Raw genomic sequence first — 22,049 nt, 5'->3', positions numbered from 1 at the left:
ACCACTTCCCTCTCTTAAGGAGCTCCCTGTGATCTCGGATGTACTGGCCGACGCGAAGACCAAGATGGGCAAGGCCGTCGAGGTCGCCAAGGAGGACTTCTCCACGGTCCGCACCGGACGCGCGAACCCCGGCATGTTCCAGAAGGTGCTGGTGAGCTACTACGGCACCCCGACGCCGCTGTCGCAGCTCGCCTCGATGCAGAACCAGGAGGCCCGCACGCTCGTCCTGACGCCCTACGACAAGGGCTCGCTGCGCGACATCGAGCAGGCCATCCGGGACATGCCGAACCTCGGCGCGAACCCGACCAACGACGGCACGATCATCCGCGTGACCCTGCCGGAGCTCACCGCCGAGCGCCGCAAGGAGTTCGTCAAGATCGTCCGCACCAAGGCCGAGGACGCCAAGATCGCGGTGCGCAACATCCGCCGCAAGGGCAAGGACGACCTCGACGCGCTGAAGGGCGACATCGGCGACGACGAGCTCTCCCGCGGTGAGAAGGAGCTCGAGGCGCTCACGAAGCAGCACGTCGACGCGATCGACGAGGCGCTCAAGCGCAAGGAATCCGAACTGCTCGAGGTGTAGCGGTGCCCGAGATCCCCGAAGGACCCGAGGGCGGCGAGAAGAGACCGTCTCCGCACGTCCCGGGTGCCCGGGGATCCCGGATGGTCACCCGCGACGCGCTGCGTGCGCGCGCCCAGCAGGGCCGGGCCGACGTCGAGCGCCAGCTCGAGGCGACCCGCGCCCAGCTCGAGGCGACGAACGACCGCCTCACCGCGCGCTCGGGCCGGAACCTCGTGTCGGCGACCGCGATCGGACTCCTCGGCGGCGGCGCGATGGTCGTCAGCCTGCTGCTGGTCAAGGAGCTCTTCATGGTGCTCGCGGGGGTGGCGGTGCTGCTCGCGGCGCTCGAGCTCTCGAACGCCCTGCGCCACGCCGGTCGCGACATCCCGCGCATCCCGACCGGGATCGTGGCGGTCGTCGCCGTGCCGGCCGCCTACTACGGCGGCCTCGGCGCCGCGTGGGCCACGGTCCTCGGCGGATCCGTCCTCGTCGGCCTCTGGCGGCTGGGGGAGCAGCTCTTCCGGCGCACCGCCTCGAGCCGGAGGGACCTCGCCCTCGACATCGGCCTCGGCGCGTTCGTCCAGGGCTACACGACCTTCCTCGGCGCCTTCGCGATCCGTCTCGTCGCCGAGCCCGGCGGCCAGCTCTGGGCGTTCGCGTTCCTGGTGCTCGTGATCGTCGTCGACACCGGCGCCTACGTGAGCGGACTCACCTGGGGCAAGCACCCGATGGCACCGCGGATCAGCCCGAAGAAGACCTGGGAGGGGTTCGCCGGTGCGGCCGTCGCGGGGATCGTCGTCGGCGTCCTGCTCGCCCTGCTGATGCTCGGCCAGCCCTGGTGGGTCGGTGCGGTGTTCGGGGCCGTGGTGCTGCTCACCGCGACGCTCGGCGACCTCGCCGAGTCGCTGATCAAGCGCGACATCGGCATCAAGGACATGAGCTCCTGGCTGCCCGGCCACGGAGGAGTCCTCGACCGGCTGGACTCGATCCTGCCGTCGGCCGCAGCGGCCTACGTGCTGTACTTCCTCTTCGCCCACTGAGCGGGCGCCTCACCGGGGCGTGCCGATTCCGCTCCCGGCGCGCGGCTTGGCATGATGTCGGGATGACCGCTCCCTTCCCCCGAGCCCGCGAGTCCCGTCCCGGCTACGACACGGCCGAGGTCGACTCCTTCCTCGCGTCGGCGCGCGAGGCCTACTCGCAGCTCTCCGGGGGACCGGCGGACCTCCGCGCCGCCGACCTGCGCCACACCGCGTTCACCCTGCGCAAGGGCGGCTACTCCGCGCCCCACGTCGATGCGGCGCTCGAGCGCCTCGAGGACGCCTTCGCCCTGCGGGAGCGCCAGTACGCGATCGCGGCCCGGGGCGAGGAGGCGTGGCTCGCGGACGCGCGGTCGACCGCCCAGGAGATCGTGAACCGGCTGGCCCGCGCTCCCCGCGAGCGGTTCACCCGGGCCGGCGCTCTCACGACGGGCTACAACATCCGCCAGGTCGACGCCTTCGCCGACAGGATCTCCGGCTACTTCCGCGACGGATCGGTGCTGACCGTGGACGACGTGCGGACCGTCTCCTTCGCCCCGCAGCGCGGCGGGTACGCCGAGGCCCAGGTCGACCTGCTGCTCGACACGGTCGTCGACGTGATGCTGGCGGTCCGCTGACCGGAGCCGGATCTGCTGGCCGATCAGGTCATCGTCCGTTATGCTTTCGTAATCGTGGCTCAGCATCCTCAGACCTCCGTCGCCCACACGCCCGCGAACCGCACCAGCGGTCGCCCGGCGGTCCCGCACCAGACCCCGGTGCGGCGCTCCTGGGCTCGGATCCCGGTGACGGTGCTGGCCTTCACGGCGTCCATCGCGTTCGCCATGGTGAACGTCGTCGATCCCTCCAGCGGCGCGGTCGCCTCCCCCTACTACCAGGCCCCGGCGCGCTTCAACGGCGACTCCGCGCAGCGACTCGTCGTCGCGGACGCCGTCGAGCGGACCGTCCAGCGCGACTCGTTCGGCGCCGAGGCGAAGCCGACGCCCACTCCGACCCCGACGCCCACCCCGACCGAGACTCAGACCCCTTCCGCGACCGCCGACGAGGAGGAGTCGGGCTCCGCCGAGGCCGAGACCGCCGCTCCCGTCCAGCGCGCCGCCGCTCCGGATCCCGGATCCGCGAAGGCCATCGCGTACGACATGATCGTGCAGCGCGGCTGGGCCGACAGCGAGTACGACTGCCTCGTCCTCCTCTGGAACCGCGAGTCCGGCTGGAACGTCTACGCCGAGAACAAGTCCAGCGGTGCCTACGGCATCCCGCAGGCACTCCCCGGCAGCAAGATGGCGACGGCCGGCTCCGATTGGGCGACCAACGCGAGCACCCAGATCACCTGGGGCCTCGGCTACATCTCCGGCCGCTACGGCTCGCCCTGCGGCGCCTGGGCCCACTCCGAGTCGGTCGGCTGGTACTGATCGTTCCCCTCCGCTCGGCACCGCGTCCGGCGGGCTGAGGCGCTCGCTACCCTGGTGCCGTGGATTACGCGCTGCTCGGGGTCGTCGGGATCATCACGGTCGTCACCGTCGCGCGGTTCTCGCGCCGCCTCGGGATCGCCGCACCGCTGCTCCTGGTCGTCATCGGTATCGGCGCGTCCTACCTCCCCGGGGTCCCGGACATCGAGGTCGAGCCTGAGCTGATCCTCGCGGGCGTGCTGCCGCCGCTGCTGTACTCGGCCGCGATCCAGGTGCCCCTCACCGACTTCCGGCGGAACCTGCGCTCGATCTTCGGGCTCTCGGTGCTGCTGGTCGTCGTGACCGCCCTCGTGGTGGGCGGCTTCCTCTACCTCGTGTTCCCCGATCTGAGCCTGCCCGCAGCGATCGCTCTGGGCGCCGTCGTGAGCCCGACCGACGCGGTGGCCGCGACCTCGATCGGCAAGAAGCTCGGACTCCCGCCCCGCCTGGTGACGGTGCTCGAGGGCGAGAGCCTCGTGAACGACGCGTCGGCGCTGGTGCTGCTGCGCGCCGCGACGGCTGCGGCGGCCGTGGTCGGCGCCTCCGTCACGACCGACGCGATCGACGTGGGCGAGGTGGGGGTCCTCTTCGTCTACTCCGTCCTGATGGCGATCGTCCTCGGACTGGTGATGGGCGTGCTCACCGTCTTCGTGCGTTCGAAGCTGCGGGACCCGGTGCTCGACACCGCCGTGTCCTTCGCCGTGCCGTTCCTGGCCTACATCCCGGCCGAGGAGCTGGGCGCGTCCGGGGTGCTCGCCGTCGTGGTCACCGGGATCTACACGGGGCACAACAGCGCGCGCTTCCTCTCGCCGCAATCGCGGATCAGCGAGCGGGTGAACTGGCGGACGGCGCAGTTCCTGCTCGAGAACGGCGTCTTCCTGCTCATGGGCGCCGAGATCAAGGCGATCGTCTCCGGGGTCGTGGACCCGGGCGAGTTCGGAGTGGGCACCGCGGTGCTGCTGGGTCTGGCCACCGTGGTCATCCTGATCGTGCTGCGGGCCCTCTTCGTGTGGCCGCTGCTCCTCTGGCTGCGCAGCTCCGGTCGGCGGGCGGAGCGGATCAACCGGCGGCTGGCGGTGGGCCTGATGCGACTGCGCAACAGCGCCACCAGCGATGAGCGCTTCCGGCGGCGGCAGGTGCGAGCGGAGCGGCTCTACCTCCGGCGCGAGACCGATCTGGCCGCGACCACGAGCGAGGCGTTCGGCTGGCGCGGCGGAGTCGTCCTGTCCTGGTCCGGGATGCGCGGCGTGGTCACGCTCGCCGCGGCCCAGTCGCTGCCGGACGAGACTCCCTACCGCTCCCAGCTGATCCTGATCGCCTTCACCGTCGCCGTCGTGACGCTGCTCCTGCAGGGTGCGACGCTCCCCGCGCTGATCCGGCTCACCGGCATCCAGGGCACCGACGGAGAGGCCGACCGCCGCGAGCTCGCGACGCTGCTCGACGAGGTCGCGGCCACGGGCATCCAGGCCCTCCCCGAGGCGGTGGCGGAGCTGCCCGACGGCGAGGCGGGCGAGCGCGTCCTCGAGCGCGTGCGCCGCGACACTCTGACCCGCTCGCAGGTGGCGTGGGAGCAGGTCGGCCGCGCGGAGGACGCGCCCCTCGGCCCGCACGCGCAGTACCTGCGGCTGCGCCGAGCGGTCCTGCTCGCCGAGCGGGAGGCGCTGCTGGACGCACGGGGGCGCGGGGTCTACTCCTCGCGGACGCTGCGGCGGGCGCAACTGATGCTCGACGCCGAGGAGACCCGGCTCGAGATGGACGACAGCTCCCACTGACGGAAGGGGCACGGCGGCGGCCTCCTAGACTGGGGGGATGCCGCGCAGCAACAGACCCCGGGGCGGCCGCCGTGACGACGACGACGAGCAGCGCGACCTCTCGCAGATGCTCGCCGGCTTCCGGCGCACCGAGTCCCACGCCGGTCGGGAGTGGAACGTCCAGCCCGTCTCCGCAGCGCGGGCCGTGAAGAACTACCTCTGCCCGGGCTGCGGGCTCACCATCGACATCGGCCAGCCGCACCTGGTCACCTGGCGGGCCGACGGCGCGCTCGGCGACGCGGCCGATCTGGCCGGCCGCCGCCACTGGCACACGCACTGCTGGAGAATCCGAGGAGCACGATGACCCACGAGATCCGCGGAGGCGTCGTCCTCCCCGCCCGTCGCGAGGACATCGAGCTGCACACGGCTGACGGGCTGACCCTTGTCGGGGAGCTCGCGCTGCCCCTGGAGCGCGAGCCGGTCGCGACCCTGGTCACCCTGCATCCGCTGCCCACCCACGGCGGCTTCATGGACTCGCACATCCTGCGGAAGGCCGCCGCCCGCCTGCCCGCGCTCGCCGACCTGGCGGTCCTCCGCTTCAACACCCGCGGCACCGCGTCGCCGCGCGGCACGAGCGAGGGCGCCTTCGGACACGGCACCGAGGAGCGCGCCGACGTCGCCGCAGCCCTGGCGCTCGTCGCGGACCGCGGACTGCCGCACCCCTGGCTGGTCGGCTGGTCCTTCGGCACCGAGCTCGCGCTGAAGTGGGGGAGGGAGCACCCCGTCGAGGGAGCGATCCTGCTCTCGCCGCCGCTGCACCGCACGAGCGCGGAGGAGGTCGCCGCCTGGGGCGAGGACGGCCGCCCGCTCGTGGCGCTCGTCCCGGAGTTCGACGACTACCTGCGGCCGGAGGCGGCCGCCGAGCGCTTCGCGAGCGTGCCGCAGCTGGACCTCGTCGCCGTGGAGGGCGGGAAGCACCTCTGGGTCGGCGAGGCGCAGACCCGCCGGGTCCTCGACGAGATCGTGCGCGTGGTCGCGCCCGCCTCGTCCCCGCTGCCGACGGAGTGGACGGGCGAGCTCGGCTGAGCCCGCCCGTGCGGCGACCGCCTAGCGGCCGGACGAGTCGCCGTCGGAGCCGCTGCCGTCGGAGTCGGAGTCGTCGCCGTCGCTGTCGTCCGCGAGTCCGTCGATGTGGCCGATGAGCCCGCGCAGTCCGGACACGTAGCCGGCGATCGCGTCGCGCTCGGTGCGGATCTCGTCGAGGCGCCGCTCGGCGGTGTCCATCAGCTCGCGGCTGCGGCGCTCCGCGTCCGCGACGAGCTTCTGCGCCTGGTCGCGCGCGTCGTCGAGGAGGGCGTCGGAGTCGTCCTGGGCCTTCCGGCGCAGTCGCGTCGTGTCGTCGAGGGCGTCGCTGCGGAGGGCGTCCGCCTCGAGGCGCTTGTCGTTCGCGCGTCGGATGGCGTCGGCGAGCTGCAGGTTCGACTCGTCGAGGTAGCGCTGGGTCTGCGCGACGGCCTCCTGGTGGCGGAGCAGGTCGTCGCGGTCGGCCTCCTCGCGGCGCGCGGCGAGCTCGACCACCAGGTCGATCCGGGCCTGCCCGACCTCGCGCGAGAGCGCGGCGGCCTCGTCGGCGGACGCGGCACGCAGGCCCGCCAGCTCGGCGTCGAGCACGGCGACGGCCTCGGCGCGCTCCTGGGTGAGCCGGGTGCGCTGGTCGGCGATCTCGCGCGCGCCCTCGGCGCGGGCGGCCGCGACCTCGGCGTCGAGCGCGGCGCGGGTCGAGAGCACCTCGGCCTCGACCGCCGCGCGCGCCTGGGCGACCTCGGCCTCGACGGCCGCCCGGAGCCGGTCGACCTCGGAGGCGACCTCGGCCCGCAGGAGCTCGTTGGCCTGGGCGAGGCGAGCGGCCTCGGCGCGGGCGACCTCGATCTCGCGGGCGGCGACGGCGCGCATCTCCGCGGCCTCGCGCTCGGCCTCGGAGCGGATCGCGGCGGCCTCGCGCTTCGCGGTGGCGCGGGTCTCGGCGGCCTCGGTCGCCACGGTGCCGCGGATCGCGGCGGCCTCGCGGACGGCGTCCTGGGTCATCACGTCGCGGTCGTCGGCGGCCTTGCCGAGCGTCGCCGCGGCCTGCGCCTCGGACTCGTCGCGGGTCCGGTCCGCACGGCGGCGCGCCTCGGTCACCAGGCGCTCGGCCTCGTCGCGCGCCTCCTGGAGGATGCGGTCGCCGTCGTCGCGGGTCGATCGACGGAGAGCGGAGGCGTCGTTCTCGGCCTGGGCGATGATCCGCTCGGACTGCTCCTCGGCCACGCGCAGGGTGTGCTCGAGCTTGGCGCCCAGGCCGGCGTAGGTGGGAGTGCCGACCTGCTGCAGCTCCTTCTCGAGGCCCTCGATCCGGGAGGACAGGCGCTTCACCTCGCGGCCGCTCTCGGCCGCCTGGGTGTTCGAGTGGATGAGCTCGCGGCGCAGGCCCTGGACGGCCTTGTCGACCTCGTCCCGGTCGTAGCCACGGAACACCTGGGTGAATTCGGCCTCGTCGTTCGCCACGTCGTCTCCTTCAGAGCAGGACCGCGGTGGGGCTCGCGGCACTGGGAAAGTGTATTCAGCAGGGAGGCCGCGGCCGGGGCGACACCCGCACCGCGCGCCGCTCGGGCCGCACTCTCGGCTTCTCCCGGGCATCGGAGCGAGGGCATCGGCTATCGTGGACTGTCTTTGTCTGTTGCCGTCGCGCCCCGGTCCGGCTGCGTACCCCGAGCCGGCCCCGGCCGTCACCCCGATCCGGCAACGCAGGAGGAGTACTTTCGTGCGGTTCGTCTTCGCCATCATCGCCACCGTCATCGCTGCCGCGATGATCGTGCTCGGCATCGGTCAGCGGACGGTCTGGGCTCCTCCGGAGTCCCTCACCGCCGAGACCGCGCTCGACTCCTCCGCTCCCTACGCGGTGATCGACGGCAGCACCCTGGGCGCCAACCCGGGACGCCAGACGATCACGGTCGAGGGCAGCGGCGACCTCGTCGTCGCCTACGCACCGACCTCCGACGTGCTGGGCTGGGTGGGCGGCTCGAGCTACGACGCCATCGGCTACGAGCGCGCCGACGACACCCTCACCTCCGCGGAGGAGACGGGCGAGCGCGTCCAGCTCTCCTCCGACGTCGAGACCGCCGACGCGGCGGTCGTCGATCCGCGCGGCTCCGACCTCTGGCTCGAGGAGTTCGAGGGGAGCGGCAGCGTGACCCTGGCGCTCGACGTGCCGGAGGACGTCTCCATCCTCATCGCGAGCGACGGCACCGCGCCGGCAGCCGACTCCGTGCGCGTCAGCTGGCCCGTGGACACCGCGACGCCCCTCGCCGGCCCGCTGCTGCTCGGAGGAGCCGTGTTCCTCCTCCTCGGGCTCGTCCTCTACATCTGGGCCTTCGTCCACCTGCGCCACCAGCACGGCCCGCGCCGGAAGGGACCGCAGGGCCGGATCCCCCGCGGTGCCCGCCGCCCCCGGCCGCGTGCCGGGGTCCAGGCCTCCACGGCGTCGCCGGCGCCCTCGCGCCGCCGTGCCGCCCTGGTGCTGCCCGTCGTCCTCGGGACGACCGTCCTCCTCTCCGGCTGCAGCTCCGACTACTGGCCTGATCTCGCCGCGGGCGCGAGCGAGGCGCCGACCGCGTCCGCCACGGCGACCGCGGGGGCAGAGCCGGTCTCGGCCGAGCCGACCCCCGTGGTCACCACGCAGCAGGCGGAGGCCGTCGTCGCCGAGGTCGCCGACGTCGCATCGCGCGCCGACGCCGCCCGGGACGCAGGGATCCTGGCCGAGCGCTTCCAGGGCGAGGCGCTCACCGAGCGCACCACCAACTACGACGTCGTCGCCAAGGGCGGGACGATCGACCCCCCGCAGACGATCCCGGCCTCCCCGGTGAGCCTGGTGCTCCCGCAGGACACGGAGTCGTGGCCGCGTTTGGTCACCGCCGTCGTGCAGAACTCGACGGACACCACCCAGGCCCCGATCGCGCTGATGATGAGCCAGGCGAGCCCGCGCGTCGACTACAAGGTCGACTACGCCATCTCGCTCGAGGCCAACGCGCGCATCCCCGACGTCGCGCCCGTCACCGTCGGCACGTCGATCGTGGCGCCCGACTCGCGCCTGATGAAGCTCGCCCCGCAGACCGTCGGCTCCGCGTACGCGGACGTGCTCGCCAACGGCGACTCGAGCCAGTACGCCGAGCTCTTCGCGGCCGACGGCGACACCCTCCGGGGGCAGGTCGGCGTCGACAAGAAGAACGCCGACCGCGAGGCGCTGCCGGACACCGCCTCGATCGAGTTCTCGAACGCCGCCGGCACGTCGCCGACGATCGCGCTCGCGACGAACGACTCGGGGGCCCTCGTCGCCGCGAGCATCGCCGAGACGTCGACCGTCCGCCCCACTGCCGAGGGCTCGACCGTCTCGACCTCCGGCGCCTCGCAGACCCTGCTGGGCACGGACAAGTCGACGACCGGCATCGAGACCACCTACGGATACCAACTGCTGTTCTACGTACCGCCCGTCGGATCGGAGGAGAAGATCGTGATGCTCGGATGGAGCCAGGGACTCGTCTCGGTGGTGCAGCTGCCGTGAGCACCGTCCCGCCCCTGCCCGGAAACCTCCGCGGCGCCGTCGACCTCTCGTCGCTGGTGAACCGCCGCACCCCGCCCGCCGCCTCCGCCGGCGCCCCGGCCGCGCCCGCCGCTCCCGGAGGCGCGCCCGGCGCGAATCCGCTGCTGCTGACCGCCGGCGACGCCGAGTTCGACCAGGTGGTCCAGCTCTCGTCGCGCGTGCCGGTGATCGTCGACCTGCGCGGCTCCTGGTCGGACCAGAGCCAGAGCATGACCGCGCTGCTCGAGAAGGCCGTCGTCTCGTACGCCGGCGCGTTCGTGCTCGTCGGGGTCGATGTGGAGTCGAGCCCGCAGCTGGCGCAGGCGTTCCAGGTGCAGTCCGTGCCGACGGTCGCCGCGATCATCGGCGGCCGCCCGGTGCCCCTGTTCAGCGGCCTCGTCGCCGAGGAGCAGCTGCGCGACCTGCTCGAGCAGGTCCTCCAGCTCGCCGCTCAGAACGGTGTGACGGGCACAGTGCCGGTGGAGGGAGCCGCTCCCGCCGAGGGCGGCGAGCCCGAGCCCGAGCCGCTGCCGCCGCACCACCAGGAGGCCTACGACGCGATCGACCGGGGCGACTACGCCGCGGCGATCACCGAGTACGAGACCGCCATCGCGCAGAACCCGCGCGACGACCTCGCCGTCGCCGGTCTCGCCCAGGTGCGGCTGCTGGCCCGCCTCCAGGGCCGCACGCTCGACGACATCCGCTCGACCGCCGCAGCCGAGCCGTCGAACCTCGACGCGCAGCTCGCCGTCGCCGACCTGGACGTCTCGGGCGGCCACGTCGAGGACGCCTTCGACCGGCTGCTCTCGATGTTCCCGCGCCTCGACGCCGAGGGGAAGGCCGCCGTCCGGGCGCGCCTCCTGGAGCTCTTCGAGATCGTCGGTCAGACCGACCCGCGCGTCAACAAGGCTCGGGCCCGGCTCACCGGCCTGCTCTACTGACGCCGGCCGGAACGCCGAGAGGCCGCCCGCTCGCGACGATCGTCGCGGCGGGCGGCCTCTTCCGTGCGGGGACCGATCAGTCGGCGGGTCGCAGGTAGAGCACGGCCAGCGGGGGCAGGACCAGCTCGGCGGAAGCCGGGCGGCCGGCCCACGGCTCCTCGCGAGCCTCGACCGCTCCGAAGTTCCCGACTCCGCTGCCGCCGTAGATCTCGGCGTCCGTGTTGACGAGCTCCTCCCAGCGGCCGGCCGTGGGCAGGCTCACGCGGTAGCCGTGCACGGGCGAACCCGAGAAGTTGGCGATGACGGCGATCGGGCGACCCTCGCTGTCCTTGCGCAGGAACGAGACGACGTTGGCCGCCGCCGCGCCGCCGTCGATCCACTCGAAGCCCGACTGCTCGTGGTCGAGCTCCCAGAGCGACGGCGAGTCGCGGTACACGCGGTTCAGCTGACCGACGAGGCTCCAGAGACCGCGGTGGCTCGGCTGATCGAGGATCCACCAGTCCAGGCCCCGCTCCTCGCTCCACTCGGAGTACTGGCCGAACTCCTGGCCCATGAAGAGCAGCTGCTTGCCGGGGTGGGCCCACATGAAGGCGAGGTAGGCGCGCACGTTCGCGAGCTGCTGCCAGTGGTCGCCCGGCATCTTCTGGATCAGCGAGCCCTTGCCGTGCACGACCTCGTCGTGGCTGATCGGCAGGACGAACTTCTCGCTGAAGGCGTAGACGAACGAGAAGGTGATCTCGCCCAGGTGGTACTGGCGCCAGAGCGGGTCGTTCGCCATGTAGTCGAGCGAGTCGTGCATCCAGCCCATGTTCCACTTGAGCCCGAAGCCGAGGCCGCCGGAGCTGGTGGGCTGGGTGACGCCGGGCCAGCTCGTCGACTCCTCGGCGATCATCATGATGCCGGGGTGCAGCTTGTAGGCCGTGGCGTTGACCTCCTGGAGGAAGCTGATCGCCTCGAGGTGCTCGCGTCCGCCGTACTGATTCGGCAGCCACTCGCCCTCCTTGCGGGAGTAGTCGAGGTAGAGCATCGAGGCGACGGCGTCCACCCGCAGGGCGTCGACGTGGAACTCCTCGAGCCAGAACAGGGCGTTCGCGACGAGGAAGTTGCGCACCTGGGTGTGCCCGAAGTCGAAGACGTAGGTGCCCCAGTCCATCTGCTCGCCGCGGCGCCAGTCCGGGTGCTCGTAGAGCGGCTCGCCGTCGAAGCGGGCGAGGGCGAAGTCGTCCTTGGGGAAGTGCCCCGGCACCCAGTCGACGATGACGCCGATGCCGGCCTGGTGCAGACGGTCGATCAGGTACTTGAGGTCGTCGGCCGTGCCGAAGCGGCTCGAGGCGGCGTAGTAGCCGGTGACCTGGTAGCCCCAGGAGCCGCCGAACGGGTGCTCGGCGAGCGGCATGAACTCCACGTGCGTGAAGCCCAGCTCGGTGACGTACTCGATCAGCGGGTCCGCGAGGTCGCGGTAGCCCAGTCCCGGACGCCAGGAGCCGAGGTGCATCTCGTAGACGCTGAGCGGCTGCGTGTGCGGATCGACCGAGGCTCGCTTCTCCATCCAGCCGGAATCGCCCCACTGGTGGTGCGAGACGGGGACCTTCGAGGCGGTTGCAGGCGGCACCTCCGTGGCGCGGGCCATCGGGTCGGCCTTGCGGACCCAGTGGCCGTCGCGCGAGAGCAGGTCGAACTTGTAGGAGGCTCCGGGCTCGACGCCCGGGACGAAGATCTCCCAGACCCCGGTCGTCCCGAGGTTGCGGAGGGAGTGGCCCTCGCCGTTCCAGTCGTTGAAGTCGCCGACGACACGAGCGGCCTGGGCGTGCGGGGCCCAGACGGCGAAGCTCGTGCCCCAGACCCCCTCGTGCTCGCGGTGGCGGGCACCGAGCGCCTCCCAGAGGCGCTCGTGGCGGCCCTCGCCGATGAGGTAGAGGTCGAAGTCGCCGACCGTCTTCGAGAACCGGTAGGGGTCCTCCGCGGTCCACTCGCCGCCACCGCCGTAGCGGGCCTCGACCGTGTACGCCTGCGGACCGAGGACGTGGAAGCCCTGCCAGATCCCGTCGCTGAGGTGGCTCAGCTCGACGCGGGCGCCGGTGGCGAGCACCACGGCGACCTTCTCGGCGAGCGGGCGGCGCACGCGGACGACCGTCACCGGGTCGGAGACGCCGGGGGCCGCGACGAGGTGCTGGCCCAGGACGTCGTGGGGGAGCGCGTTGCTGCCGGTGGCGAGCTGCTGCAGCACCCACTCGGGGATGTCGGGCAGCGCGATCGCAGCGGTGCCGTCGACGGGGCCCGAAGCGGAGGCGGGTTCCGCGGTCGTCTCGGCGGGGCCGGCGGTCGTCTCAAAGCGCGCGGCACTGTCGGCTGCGACGGAATCGGCGGCGTCCGTGTCGTCAGGCAGGTCGCCCTCGGCCCCGCTGCCGACCGGAGCGGACTCCGCGTCGTCGGCGTCGGGCTCGACGGTCACGGCGTCGTCGGCCGCGACCGGCTGAGGCGCCTCCGGGACCGTCCCGACCGCGTAGCTGCGCGCGTTCTCGCCGTCCGCTCCGGGGTGCTGTCGAACGTCGGGCGCCGCGTCGGCGACGTGCGCGCCGTGGCCGGAGGTGGTCGCCGAGCTGGTGCCGGTCGTCGGGACCGTCTCGGCGTGCGCGCCGAGGCCCGCCTCCTCGGCCGGGCTCGTACCCTCGGGGGTGGTTCCGCTCATCGCTCGTCCGCCTTCACGCTCAGGATGTGCACGGGCTCGACGAACGAGTCGAGCCGCACGTAGTCGTCGCTGCCCCAGGTCCAGACGGCGCCGGTGATCAGGTCCTCGACCTCGAAGGTCGCGCTCCAGTCGAGCCCGATCGCGGGCAGGTCGAGGTGGACCGTGGTCTCGCGGGCCGAATGCGGGTCGGTGTTGACGACGACGATGATCGTGTCGTCGGTCCCGGTACCCGTGAACGCGGCCTGCAGGTGCTTGGAGTAGACGAGGATCGCGTCGTCGTCGCTGCCGTGCACGTGCAGGTTCCTCAGCTGCCCGAGCGCGGGGTGCGAGCGCCGGATCTCGTTGAGTCGCGTGATGTACGGCGCCAGCGAGCGGCCCGACTCCTCGGCGCCGGCCCAGTCGCGCGTCTTGTACTCGTACTTCTCGTTGTCGATGTTCTCCTCGGCGCCGGGGCGAGCGACGTTCTCGACCAGTTCGTAGCCGGCGTAGACCCCCCACAGCGGCGACGCGGTCGCGGCCAGGGCCGCCCGTACCTTGTACGCCGAGCGGCCGCCGTACTGGAGGTACTCGGTGAGGATGTCCGGAGTGTTCACGAAGAGGTTCGGCCGCATGTAGTCGGCCGTCTCGTGGGAGATGCTCGTGAAGAACTCGCCGAGCTCCTCCTTGGTGTTGCGCCAGGTGAAGTACGAGTACGACTGCTGGAAGCCGACCTTGCCGAGTGCGCGCATGATCGCGGGGCGGGTGAACGCCTCCGCGAGGAAGACGACCTCGGGGTGCTCGGCGTTGACCTCGTGGATGATCCACTCCCAGAAGTCGAGCGGCTTCGTGTGGGGGTTGTCGACGCGGAAGATCCGCACGCCCAGGTCGATCCAGTGCTGCAGGACCCGCAGCGACTCCTGACGGATGCCCTCGGGGTCGTTGTCGAAGTTGATCGGGTAGATGTCCTGGTACTTCTTCGGCGGGTTCTCGGCGTAGGCGATCGAGCCGTCGGGGAGCGTCGTGAACCACTCGGGGTGGCTGGTGACCCAGGGGTGGTCGGGCGAGGCCTGCAGGGCGAAGTCGAAGGCGAGCTCGAGGCCCGCGGCCTCGACCGCGGCGTGGAAGGCGCGGAAGTCGTCCTCGGTACCCAGGTCCGGGTGGATCGCGTCGTGCCCGCCCTCGGCCGAGCCGATCGCCCACGGCGAGCCGGGATCGTTCTCGCCGGCGTCGAGGGTGTTGTTCGGGCCCTTGCGGAAGGAGCGGCCGATGGGGTGGATCGGCGGCAGGTAGAGCACGTCGAAGCCCATTGCGGCCACAGCGGGGAGGCGGTCGATCGCGGTGCGGAAGGATCCGCTGGTCACGGTCCCGTCCTCGTGGCGCACGGCGCCCTCGGAGCGGGGGAAGAACTCGTACCAGGCGCCGACGCCGGCGCGGGTGCGCTCGACGTGGACGGTGCGCGGCTCCGAGACGCTCGTGAGGCTCATCACCGGGCGGGCGTCGAGCGCGCCGTGGACGGCGGGACCGGTCGCCGCGGCGAGGCGTTCCTCGGCGCTCAGCGTGGTGTCGCCGACGCGGGCGGCGGTGTCGGAGAGCAGGCTGCGCTCGCCCTCGGGCCGCGCGGAGTCGTCGGCGCCGCTGCGCAGCAGACCCTCGCCGATGGCGAAGGTGACGTCGATGTCCAGGCCGGCCGGGATCTTGACCTCGGCCGTGTGGAGCCAGGTCGCCCAGTCGTCGGCGTAGGCGCGGATGCGGTAGCTCCAGTCGCCCTCCTCGTCGAGGGCCACGAGACGGCCGTAGCGGTCGGTGCCGGTCGCGAGGAGCGACATGCGGTGCTCCGACTCGGCCCCGGACGGCGAGCGCAGCAGGAGGTCGACGCCGATGAGGTCGTGCCCCTCGCGGAAGGCCGTGGCGGCGAAGGGGACGACCTCGCCGACGAACGCCTTCGCCGGCCAGCGGTCGTCCTCGAGCCGGGGCTGCGGGTCGATGATCGGCAGGCGCTCGGCGCGGACGCGGTAGCCGCTCCCGGTCGTCGCGGGCGCCGGCGACGCGTCGGGTGCGTCCGCGGTCACCGGGGCGCCCGGAGCACTGTCGGCCGCGGGGGGAGCAGGAGTCGCCTCGGGGGCGGCGGCGGGCGCCGGAGCGGCCGTCTCGGGAGGCGCCGACGCCTCCTGGGGTGCGCGTCCGCGACCCGCTCGCCGTGCGTCCTTGCCGTTCTGAGCCTTGCCGAAAGGTATCTGAGCCACGTCACGACAGTAGCGACCGGCGGCGGCTCGCACACGACGCTTGCGCCCGCGCTCGGGCCTGTGCAAACGAGCCCGGGGAGCGCGCGCCGGCGCGTCGAGGCGGGTCCGCGTCCCGCCGATCCGCGGTGGCCGGGGTCCGCTAGGGTGACCGAGCGCGACCGCCCCGGTGCTCCGCGACCGGGCGCTCCGGGGTCCGCAGAGAGTCGAGGGGTGCCGTGAAGGCGATCCGCCGCTTCATCGTCCGCTCCGTCCTCCCGCCCGAGCTCTCGGCTCTGGGCGATCTGGCGGGCAATCTGCGCTGGGCCTGGCACGAGCCCGCCCGGCGCTTGTTCGAGCGGGTCGATCCGGAGCTGTGGCGGAGCGGGGGAGCGGACCCCACCGCCCTGCTCGGAGCGGTGAGCCCCGAGCGCCTCGCCGAGCTGGCGGGGGACCAGGGCTTCGTCGACGAGGCGTGGCGCCTCCGCGACGAGCTGGAGCGCTACCGCACCGAGCCGCGGTGGTACCAGTCGCTGCCGGAGTCCGCCCCGCGCTCGATCGCCTACTTCTCGCCGGAGTTCGGGATCGCGGCGGCGCTGCCCCAGTACTCCGGCGGACTCGGCATCCTCGCCGGCGACCACCTGAAGGCCTCCTCGGACCTGGGCGTGCCGCTCACCGGCGTGGGCCTCTTCTACCGGTCGGGCTACTTCTCGCAGAAGCTCTCCGCCGACGGATGGCAGCTCGAGTCCTACCCCTCGCTCGATCCGGACGGGCTGCCGCTGCGCGTCGTCCGTCTCGCCGACGGCTCGCCCGCCCGCATCGTGCTGGCGCTCCCCGAGGGACGCGCGCTCTACGCCCGGGTCTGGCGCGCGGAGGTCGGCCGGGTGACCCTCCTCCTGCTCGACACCGACATCCCCGAGAACGAGGACTCGCTCCGTTCCGTCACCGACCGCCTCTACGGCGGCGGGGGCGAGCACCGCCTGCTGCAGGAGCTGCTGCTGGGCATCGGCGGGGTCCGCGCGCTCGAACTCTGGGCCGAGGTCTCGGGCGGCGTCCTCCCGGAGGTGTTCCACACCAACGAGGGGCACGCCGGCTTCCAGGGGCTCGAGCGCATCTCCGGCCTGATCGGCGCGGGCCTCGACTTCGACCAGGCTCTCCAGGTGGTGCGGGCGAGCACGGTCTTCACCACGCACACTCCGGTGCCGGCGGGCATCGACCGCTTCGACCGCGGGATGATCGAGGAGTACTTCTCCACGGAGCTGCTCCCGGGCGTGCAGGTCGAGGACGTGCTCGCGCTGGGCGCCGAGCCGGGGGACTCCGGGACGGCGTTCAACATGGCGTACATGGGCCTGCGGCTCGCGCAGCGCTCCAACGGCGTCTCGACGCTGCACGGCGAGGTCAGCCGATCGATGTTCTCGAGCCTCTGGCCCGGCTTCGAGACGGCGGAGGTGCCGATCGGCTCGGTGACGAACGGCGTCCACGCGGCCACCTGGACCGATCCGATCCTCCGGCGGCTCGCGGAGGAGCGGCTCGGCACCGACGACACGACGCGGGCCGACTGGGCCTCGGGTGCGCTCGGCGACACCGAGCTGTGGGCCGCGCGCCGGGCCATGCGGGAGCAGCTGGTGCGGGACGCCCGCCGCCGGGCCGCCCGCTCCTGGCGCGAGCAGAACCCGGGCGGCCTCCCGCCGGCCTGGCTCGACGAGCTGCTGGACCCGGACGTGCTCACCATCGGCTTCGCACGGCGGGTGCCGACCTACAAGCGGCTGACCCTGATGCTCCACGACCCCGAGCGTCTGCGGGCGCTGCTCACCCACCCGCAGCACCCGATCCAGATCGTCATCGCGGGCAAGTCCCACCCGGCCGACGAGGAGGGGAAGCGCCTGATCCAGCGGCTCGTCCGCTTCGCGCAGGAGCCGGACGTGCGCCGCAGGATCGTCTTCCTGCCGGACTACGACATCGCGATGGCGCAGCTGCTCTACCCGGGCACCGACGTCTGGCTCAACAATCCGCTGCGCCCGCTCGAGGCGTGCGGCACCTCGGGGATGAAGGCGGCGCTCAACGGCTCGCTCAACCTCTCGATCCTCGACGGCTGGTGGAACGAGTACTTCGACGGCGAGAACGGCTGGGCGATCCCCTCCTCCGACCGCGCGCTCGACCCGGAGGCCCGCGACACGCTCGAGGCCGAGGCGCTCTACGAGCTGCTCGAGACCGAGGTCGTGCCGCGCTACTACGAGCGTGACCACGACGGCGTGCCCCGGCGGTGGGTGCGCTCGATCCGGCACACCCTCGCGACCCTCTCGCCCGAGCTCTCCGCCGAGCGGATGGTGCGCCAGTACGTCGAGGCGCTCTACTCGCCGGCCGCCGAGGCAGGGCGCGCCGTCGCCGCCGACCACTTCGAGCCGGCCAAGGAGCTGGCGACCTGGAAGCGGCGGGTCCGCGCCGGCTGGCCCGGGGTCGCGGTCGCGTCCGTCGAGTCCGGCGGGATCGACGCGGTGCCCCAGCGCGGGGACCGGCTCGCCGTGCGGGCGGGCGTGCGCCTGGGCGAGCTCTCGCCGGCGGACGTCTCGGTCGAGGTCGTGTACGGGACGACGTCCGCTGACGGCTCGCTCACCGAGGTCCGCCACCACGAGCTCGAGGTGGTCGAGGAGTCGGGTGCAGTGGTGCCGGCCGACGCGGTCGGGCGCGTGCCCTACGCCGGAGTGGTCACCCTCGACCGCAGCGGCTCCTTCGGCTACACCGTCCGCGTCGTGCCGCGGCACCCCCTCCTGGCCCGCTCCGCCGAGCTGGGCCTGGCCGCCGCCGCCGGCTGACCCCGCCCGGTCCCTCTCCGCGAGATGCCGCTCCGGTGCGCCTTCCTCGGCGCCTCGCGGACCGGGACGGGGTCTCGCGGGAGGAGGACGGCGCCCGGAGGAGGACGGCGGGGGAGCAGGGGTCAGCGCGCGATGTCGGCGAGGAGGGCGGCCGTCGCGGCGACGAGGTCGGCGGGGGCGAGCTCGATGTCGAAGCCCCGGCGCCCGCCCGACACGAGCACCGTGTCGTGGAGCTCGACGGTCTCGTCGATCACGGTGCGGTGCCGCGTCCTCTGCCCGAGCGGCGAGATGCCGCCGAGCACGTAGCCGGTCCGGCGCTGGGCCAGCGCGGGGTCGGCCATCGCCGCCCGCCTGCCTCCGACCGCGGCCGCGAGCTCCTTCAGCCCGAGCGAGCCGGTGACGGGCACGACGCCCACCACGAGCTCGCCGTCCACATCGACCATCAGGGTCTTGAACACGCGCTCCGGCTCGACGCCGAGCGCCTCGGCCGCCTCGAGCCCGTAGCGCGTCGTGGCCGGGTCGTGCCGGTACTGGCGGGGAGTGAAGGGGACGCCCGCCGCCGTCAGCGCGACGGTCGCCGGGGTCCCCGGCCCGCTCCGCGCCATCAGGCGTCCTGCTCGGCCGCCGGCCCGTGCGCGGCGAAGAGCTGCATCGAGGTGCCGGCCACGCGGATGACCTGCCCCGGCTCGAACGACTCGCCGTGCTCCAGCGGCTCCGGCTCCTCGCTGTTCCACAGGCGCGTGTAGCCGGTGACCCCCTCGCCGTCGGCGAGCACGACCGTGGTGTCCTGCTCGACGCCGTGCACCACCAGCAGGACGCGGTCCGGCTCGCCCTCGACCGGCGTCGAGGCCGCGAGGTACTGCAGCGTCCGGTTGGCGGCGGAGGTCCAGTCGTGCTCGCTCATCCCGCGCCCGTGGGCGTCGAACCACGTCATGGTCGTGGCGCCCGGCTCGCTCGCGTCGCCGCTGCCGTAGCGGGAGGGACGCAGCGCCGGGTGCTCGCGCCGCAGGCGCAGCAGGGTGCGCGTGTGCGCGCGGAGCGCGAGCTGCCAGTCGGCCAGGCCCTCCCAGCGCACCCAGGTCAGGTCCGAGTCCTGGCAGTAGGCGTTGTTGTTGCCGCGCTGGCTGCGCCCGGTCTCGTCGCCCGCCGTGATCATCGGCACGCCGGCCGACAGCAGCAGGGTGCCGAGGAGGTTCCGCATCGCCTTGCGCCGCGCCAGCGTGATCCGCTCGTCGGTGGTGGGGCCCTCGAAGCCGTGGTTGAAGGAGCGGTTGGTGTCGGCTCCGTCGCGGTTCGACTCGCCGTTGCCGATGTTGTGCTTGACGTTGTACGAGACGAGGTCCGCCAGCGTGAAGCCGTCGTGCGCGGTGACGAAGTTGACCGAAGCGAGGGGTCCCCGCTCCGCCGAGAAGGTGTTGGAGGAGCCCGAGAGCCGGGTCGCGAAGCCGCCGATGCCGACGGGGGCCGTGCCGGCGCGGCGGGCGTAGTCGATGTCCGAGAGCCAGAAGTTGCGGGCGCGGTCGCGGTAGCGGTCGTTCCACTCCGACCACCCGGTCGGGAAGTTCCCCGTCTGCCAGCCGCCCATGCCGACGTCCCAGGGCTCGGCGATCATCTTCACGCCGGCCAGCGCCGGATCCTCGACCGCGGCCCGCAGCAGCGGGTGGTCGCTCCGGAAGTGCGCGATCTCGTCCCGGCCGAGGGTCGCGGCCAGGTCGAGCCGGAAGCCGTCGATCCCGACCTCGCCCGACCAGTAGCGCATCGAGTCCAGCGCGAGGCGCTGCGCCGCGGGCCGGCCGAAGTCGATCGTGTTCCCGCAGCCGGTGACGTCCACGTAGTGGCCCTCGGGCGTCTGGCGGTACCAGCCGGCGTCGTCGATCCCGCGCAGGCTCGACATCGGCCCGCCCGGCCCCTCCTCGGCGGTGTGGTTGTAGACCACGTCCAGGATCACCTCGAGGCCGGCCTCGTGAAGGAGCTTCACCATCCCCTTGAACTCGCGGAGCACCGCGGTCGGTCCGCCGCGCTGCGCGGTGGAGGAGGCGTACGCGGCGTGCGGGGCGAAGAAGTTCAGCGTGTTGTAGCCCCAGTAGTTGGTCAGCCCCTGCCGCAGCAGGCGCTGCTCCGACACGAACGCGTGCACGGGCAGCAGCTCGACCGCCGTCACGCCCAGATCGAGCAGCGCCGAGACCGTCGACTCGTGCGCCAGGCCGGCGTAGGTGCCGCGCAGCTCCACGGGCAGCGCCGGGTTCAGCCGGGTCAGCCCCTTCACATGCGCCTCGTAGATCACGGTGCGGTCCATCGGGGTGCCGGGCCGGGAGGAGGAGCCCCAGTCGAACGCGTCGTCCACGACGACCGAGCGCCACTCGTTCTCCGCCACCCGGTGCAGGCCCCGGGAGTACGGCTCCAGCAGGGCCCGGCGGGGGTCGAACCGGTGTCGGGGGCCCGTCGGCCCGTCGACGCGCAGGGCGTAGCGGCGGCCGGGGGCCAGCAGATCGGAGCGCGCGGACCAGACCGCGGCGTCGTCGCGCGCCAGCGGGACCGTGCGGGTCACCCAGGTCGGATCCTTCTCGTCGTACAGCAGGAGATCGACGGCGCTCGCGCTCTCGGACCAGACCCGAAGCTCACCGCCCTGATCGTCCACGGTCACGCCGAGCCGGGCCAGGGGATCGTGAGAGGTCATGCGACTTACAGTAGTGACGGGCACCGGCTCCCTCCGTGCCCCCGACGCGGGACGAAGGGCTGCTGTGATCTACCTCGACCACGCCGCGACCACCCCGCTGCGCGCCTCGGCGCTCGCCGCGTTCGCGGAGGCGTCCGCCCACGGCGGCAATCCCTCCTCCGTTCACGGCTCCGGCCAGGAGGCGCGCCGTCGGCTGGAGGACGCCCGGTCGGCGCTCGCCGGGGTGCTCGACTGCGAGCCGATCGAGGTGATCCTCACCGCCGGCGGCACCGAGGCGGTCAACCTCGGGATCAAGGGCCTCTACTGGCAGCGCCGGAGCGAGGACCCGGCCCGCGTCCGAGTCCTGGTCGCCGAGGGGGAGCACCACGCGACGCTCGACTCCGCCGCCTGGCTCGCCGAGCACGAGGGCGCCGTCCTCGAGTGGCTGCCTCTCGACGACGAGGGCACCCTGCGGCCGGAGGCGCTCGCCGCGGCGCTGGAGGAGGACCCCGGCTCGGTCGCCCTGGTCACGGTGCTCTGGGTCAACAACGAGATCGGGACGATCAATCCGATCGCCGAGCTGGCGGCGGCGTGCGCCCGCGCCGGCGTCCCCCTCCACGTCGACGCGGTCGCCGCCCTCGGGCACGTGCCGCTGCGGATCGCCGAGATCCGCCGCGCCTCCGGCTCCGGGCGCGGCGCGGGACTGGCCGCCGTCAGCGTCTCGGGTCACAAGGTCGGCGGGCCGATCGCGACCGGTGCGCTCGTGCTCGCCCGCGACGCCCGCGTGGTCCCGGTGCTGCACGGAGGCGGACAGCAGCGGGGCGTCCGCTCCGGCACCCAGGACGTGCCCGGCGCTGCGGCCTTCGCTGCCGCCGCGGTCGAGGCGGACGCCGAGCTGTCGGCGGAGGCGCAGCGCCTGGCCGCCCTGCGCGATCGGCTCGTCGCGGGCGTCCTCGCCGCCGTGCCGGGGGCGACCCTGACCGGGCCCGCCCTCGACTCCGGACGCCGGGTCGCCAACAACGCGCACCTCGCCTTCCCCGGTGCGCAGGGCGACTCCCTCCTCTTCCTCCTCGACACCGCGGGCGTCTCCGTCTCGACCGGGTCCGCCTGCACGGCGGGGATCCCGGAGCCCTCGCACGTGGTCCTCGCGCTCGGCCGGAGCGAGGACGAGGCCCGCGGGGTGCTCCGGATGACGCTCGGCCACACCTCGACCGATGCGGACGTCGACGCCCTCCTGGCCGCGCTGCCCGGCGCCTACGCCCGCGCCGCCCGAGCCGGACTGTCGAACCGCGCGGTGCTGCCCGCCTGAACCCCTGCCGGCCGCGCCCGCGGGAAACGTAGA

The 22,049-nt window shown here is 73.2% G+C and carries 16 protein-coding genes; 11 read left to right on the top strand and 5 right to left on the bottom strand.

From position 1 onward, the window contains the following. Positions 1-28 precede the first annotated feature (28 nt). The 7 genes from frr (at position 29) to C5C59_RS06275 (ending at position 5,881) form a co-directional block, all read left to right on the top strand. Complete coding sequence (gene frr / locus C5C59_RS06305) at positions 29-583, top strand: ribosome recycling factor (protein ID WP_104223893.1); 555 nt, start codon at positions 29-31, stop codon at positions 581-583. An 80-nt stretch (positions 584-663) separates the two neighbouring features. Further along, positions 664-1,602, top strand: coding sequence for a phosphatidate cytidylyltransferase (locus C5C59_RS06300; RefSeq protein WP_104238522.1), 939 nt, complete (start codon positions 664-666; stop codon positions 1,600-1,602). Positions 1,603-1,664: 62 nt separating this feature from the next. Then, the gene (locus C5C59_RS06295; RefSeq protein WP_104226865.1) at positions 1,665-2,216 is read left to right on the top strand and encodes a DivIVA domain-containing protein; all 552 of its coding nucleotides are present in this window, start codon (positions 1,665-1,667) and stop codon (positions 2,214-2,216) included. 54 nt (positions 2,217-2,270) lie between these two features. Next, positions 2,271-3,008, top strand: coding sequence for a lytic transglycosylase domain-containing protein (locus tag C5C59_RS06290; protein ID WP_258062621.1), 738 nt, complete (start codon positions 2,271-2,273; stop codon positions 3,006-3,008). A gap of 59 nt (positions 3,009-3,067) precedes the next feature. Further along, entirely contained in the window at positions 3,068-4,816 is a 1,749-nt protein-coding gene (locus tag C5C59_RS06285) for a sodium:proton antiporter (protein ID WP_104238520.1), read from the top strand. A 37-nt stretch (positions 4,817-4,853) separates the two neighbouring features. Then, positions 4,854-5,159: a hypothetical protein gene (locus C5C59_RS06280; RefSeq protein WP_181027199.1), complete on the top strand. Its 306-nt coding sequence runs from the start codon at positions 4,854-4,856 to the stop codon at positions 5,157-5,159. Then, positions 5,156-5,881 (top strand): alpha/beta hydrolase, encoded by a 726-nt coding sequence (locus C5C59_RS06275; protein WP_104238519.1) that lies wholly within the window; start codon positions 5,156-5,158, stop codon positions 5,879-5,881. Before C5C59_RS06280 ends, C5C59_RS06275 begins: the two co-directional genes overlap by 4 nt. Before the next feature lie 21 nt (positions 5,882-5,902). Here the strand turns inward: C5C59_RS06275 and C5C59_RS06270 are convergent, their stop codons facing one another. Next, entirely contained in the window at positions 5,903-7,339 is a 1,437-nt protein-coding gene (locus C5C59_RS06270) for a DivIVA domain-containing protein (protein WP_104238518.1), read from the bottom strand. 256 nt (positions 7,340-7,595) lie between these two features. Between C5C59_RS06270 and C5C59_RS06265 the strand changes: the two genes are divergently transcribed. Beyond that, complete coding sequence (locus tag C5C59_RS06265) at positions 7,596-9,392, top strand: hypothetical protein (RefSeq protein WP_104238517.1); 1,797 nt, start codon at positions 7,596-7,598, stop codon at positions 9,390-9,392. Beyond that, positions 9,389-10,351: a tetratricopeptide repeat protein gene (locus C5C59_RS06260; protein ID WP_104238516.1), complete on the top strand. Its 963-nt coding sequence runs from the start codon at positions 9,389-9,391 to the stop codon at positions 10,349-10,351. The genes C5C59_RS06265 and C5C59_RS06260 overlap by 4 nt, the downstream gene beginning before the upstream one ends. A 76-nt stretch (positions 10,352-10,427) precedes the next feature. Here the strand turns inward: C5C59_RS06260 and glgB are convergent, their stop codons facing one another. Both glgB and C5C59_RS06250 read right to left on the bottom strand, forming a co-directional pair. Next, positions 10,428-13,040 carry a 1,4-alpha-glucan branching protein GlgB gene (glgB, locus tag C5C59_RS06255; protein WP_104238515.1) on the bottom strand — a complete coding sequence of 871 codons (2,613 nt, stop codon included), beginning with the start codon at positions 13,038-13,040 and terminating at the stop codon, positions 10,428-10,430. Continuing rightward, a complete protein-coding gene (locus C5C59_RS06250; protein WP_258062624.1) occupies positions 13,037-15,007 on the bottom strand; it encodes an alpha-1,4-glucan--maltose-1-phosphate maltosyltransferase in 1,971 nt (656 codons plus the stop codon). Before C5C59_RS06250 ends, glgB begins: the two co-directional genes overlap by 4 nt. A gap of 470 nt (positions 15,008-15,477) precedes the next feature. On the opposite strand from C5C59_RS06250, the gene glgP reads away from it, so the two are divergent. Further along, entirely contained in the window at positions 15,478-18,051 is a 2,574-nt protein-coding gene (gene glgP, locus C5C59_RS06245; protein WP_104238514.1) for an alpha-glucan family phosphorylase, read from the top strand. 122 nt (positions 18,052-18,173) lie between these two features. Here glgP and ybaK read toward each other — a convergent pair whose 3' ends face one another. After that, on the bottom strand, positions 18,174-18,656 hold the full coding sequence (gene ybaK / locus C5C59_RS06240; RefSeq protein ID WP_104251245.1) for a Cys-tRNA(Pro) deacylase: 483 nt from the start codon (positions 18,654-18,656) through the stop codon (positions 18,174-18,176). Continuing rightward, on the bottom strand, positions 18,656-20,728 hold the full coding sequence (gene glgX / locus C5C59_RS06235) for a glycogen debranching protein GlgX (RefSeq protein ID WP_104239406.1): 2,073 nt from the start codon (positions 20,726-20,728) through the stop codon (positions 18,656-18,658). Before glgX ends, ybaK begins: the two co-directional genes overlap by 1 nt. Between glgX and C5C59_RS06230 the strand changes: the two genes are divergently transcribed. Then, a complete protein-coding gene (locus tag C5C59_RS06230; protein ID WP_104239405.1) occupies positions 20,727-22,016 on the top strand; it encodes a cysteine desulfurase family protein in 1,290 nt (429 codons plus the stop codon). The genes glgX and C5C59_RS06230 overlap by 2 nt on opposite strands. The last annotated feature ends 33 nt before the right edge of the window (positions 22,017-22,049 follow it).

The sequence above is a fragment of the Rathayibacter sp. AY1F4 genome (assembly GCF_002931775.1).
GTDB lineage: Bacteria > Actinomycetota > Actinomycetes > Actinomycetales > Microbacteriaceae > Rathayibacter.
This window is presented reverse-complemented; position numbering and strand designations above follow the sequence as displayed.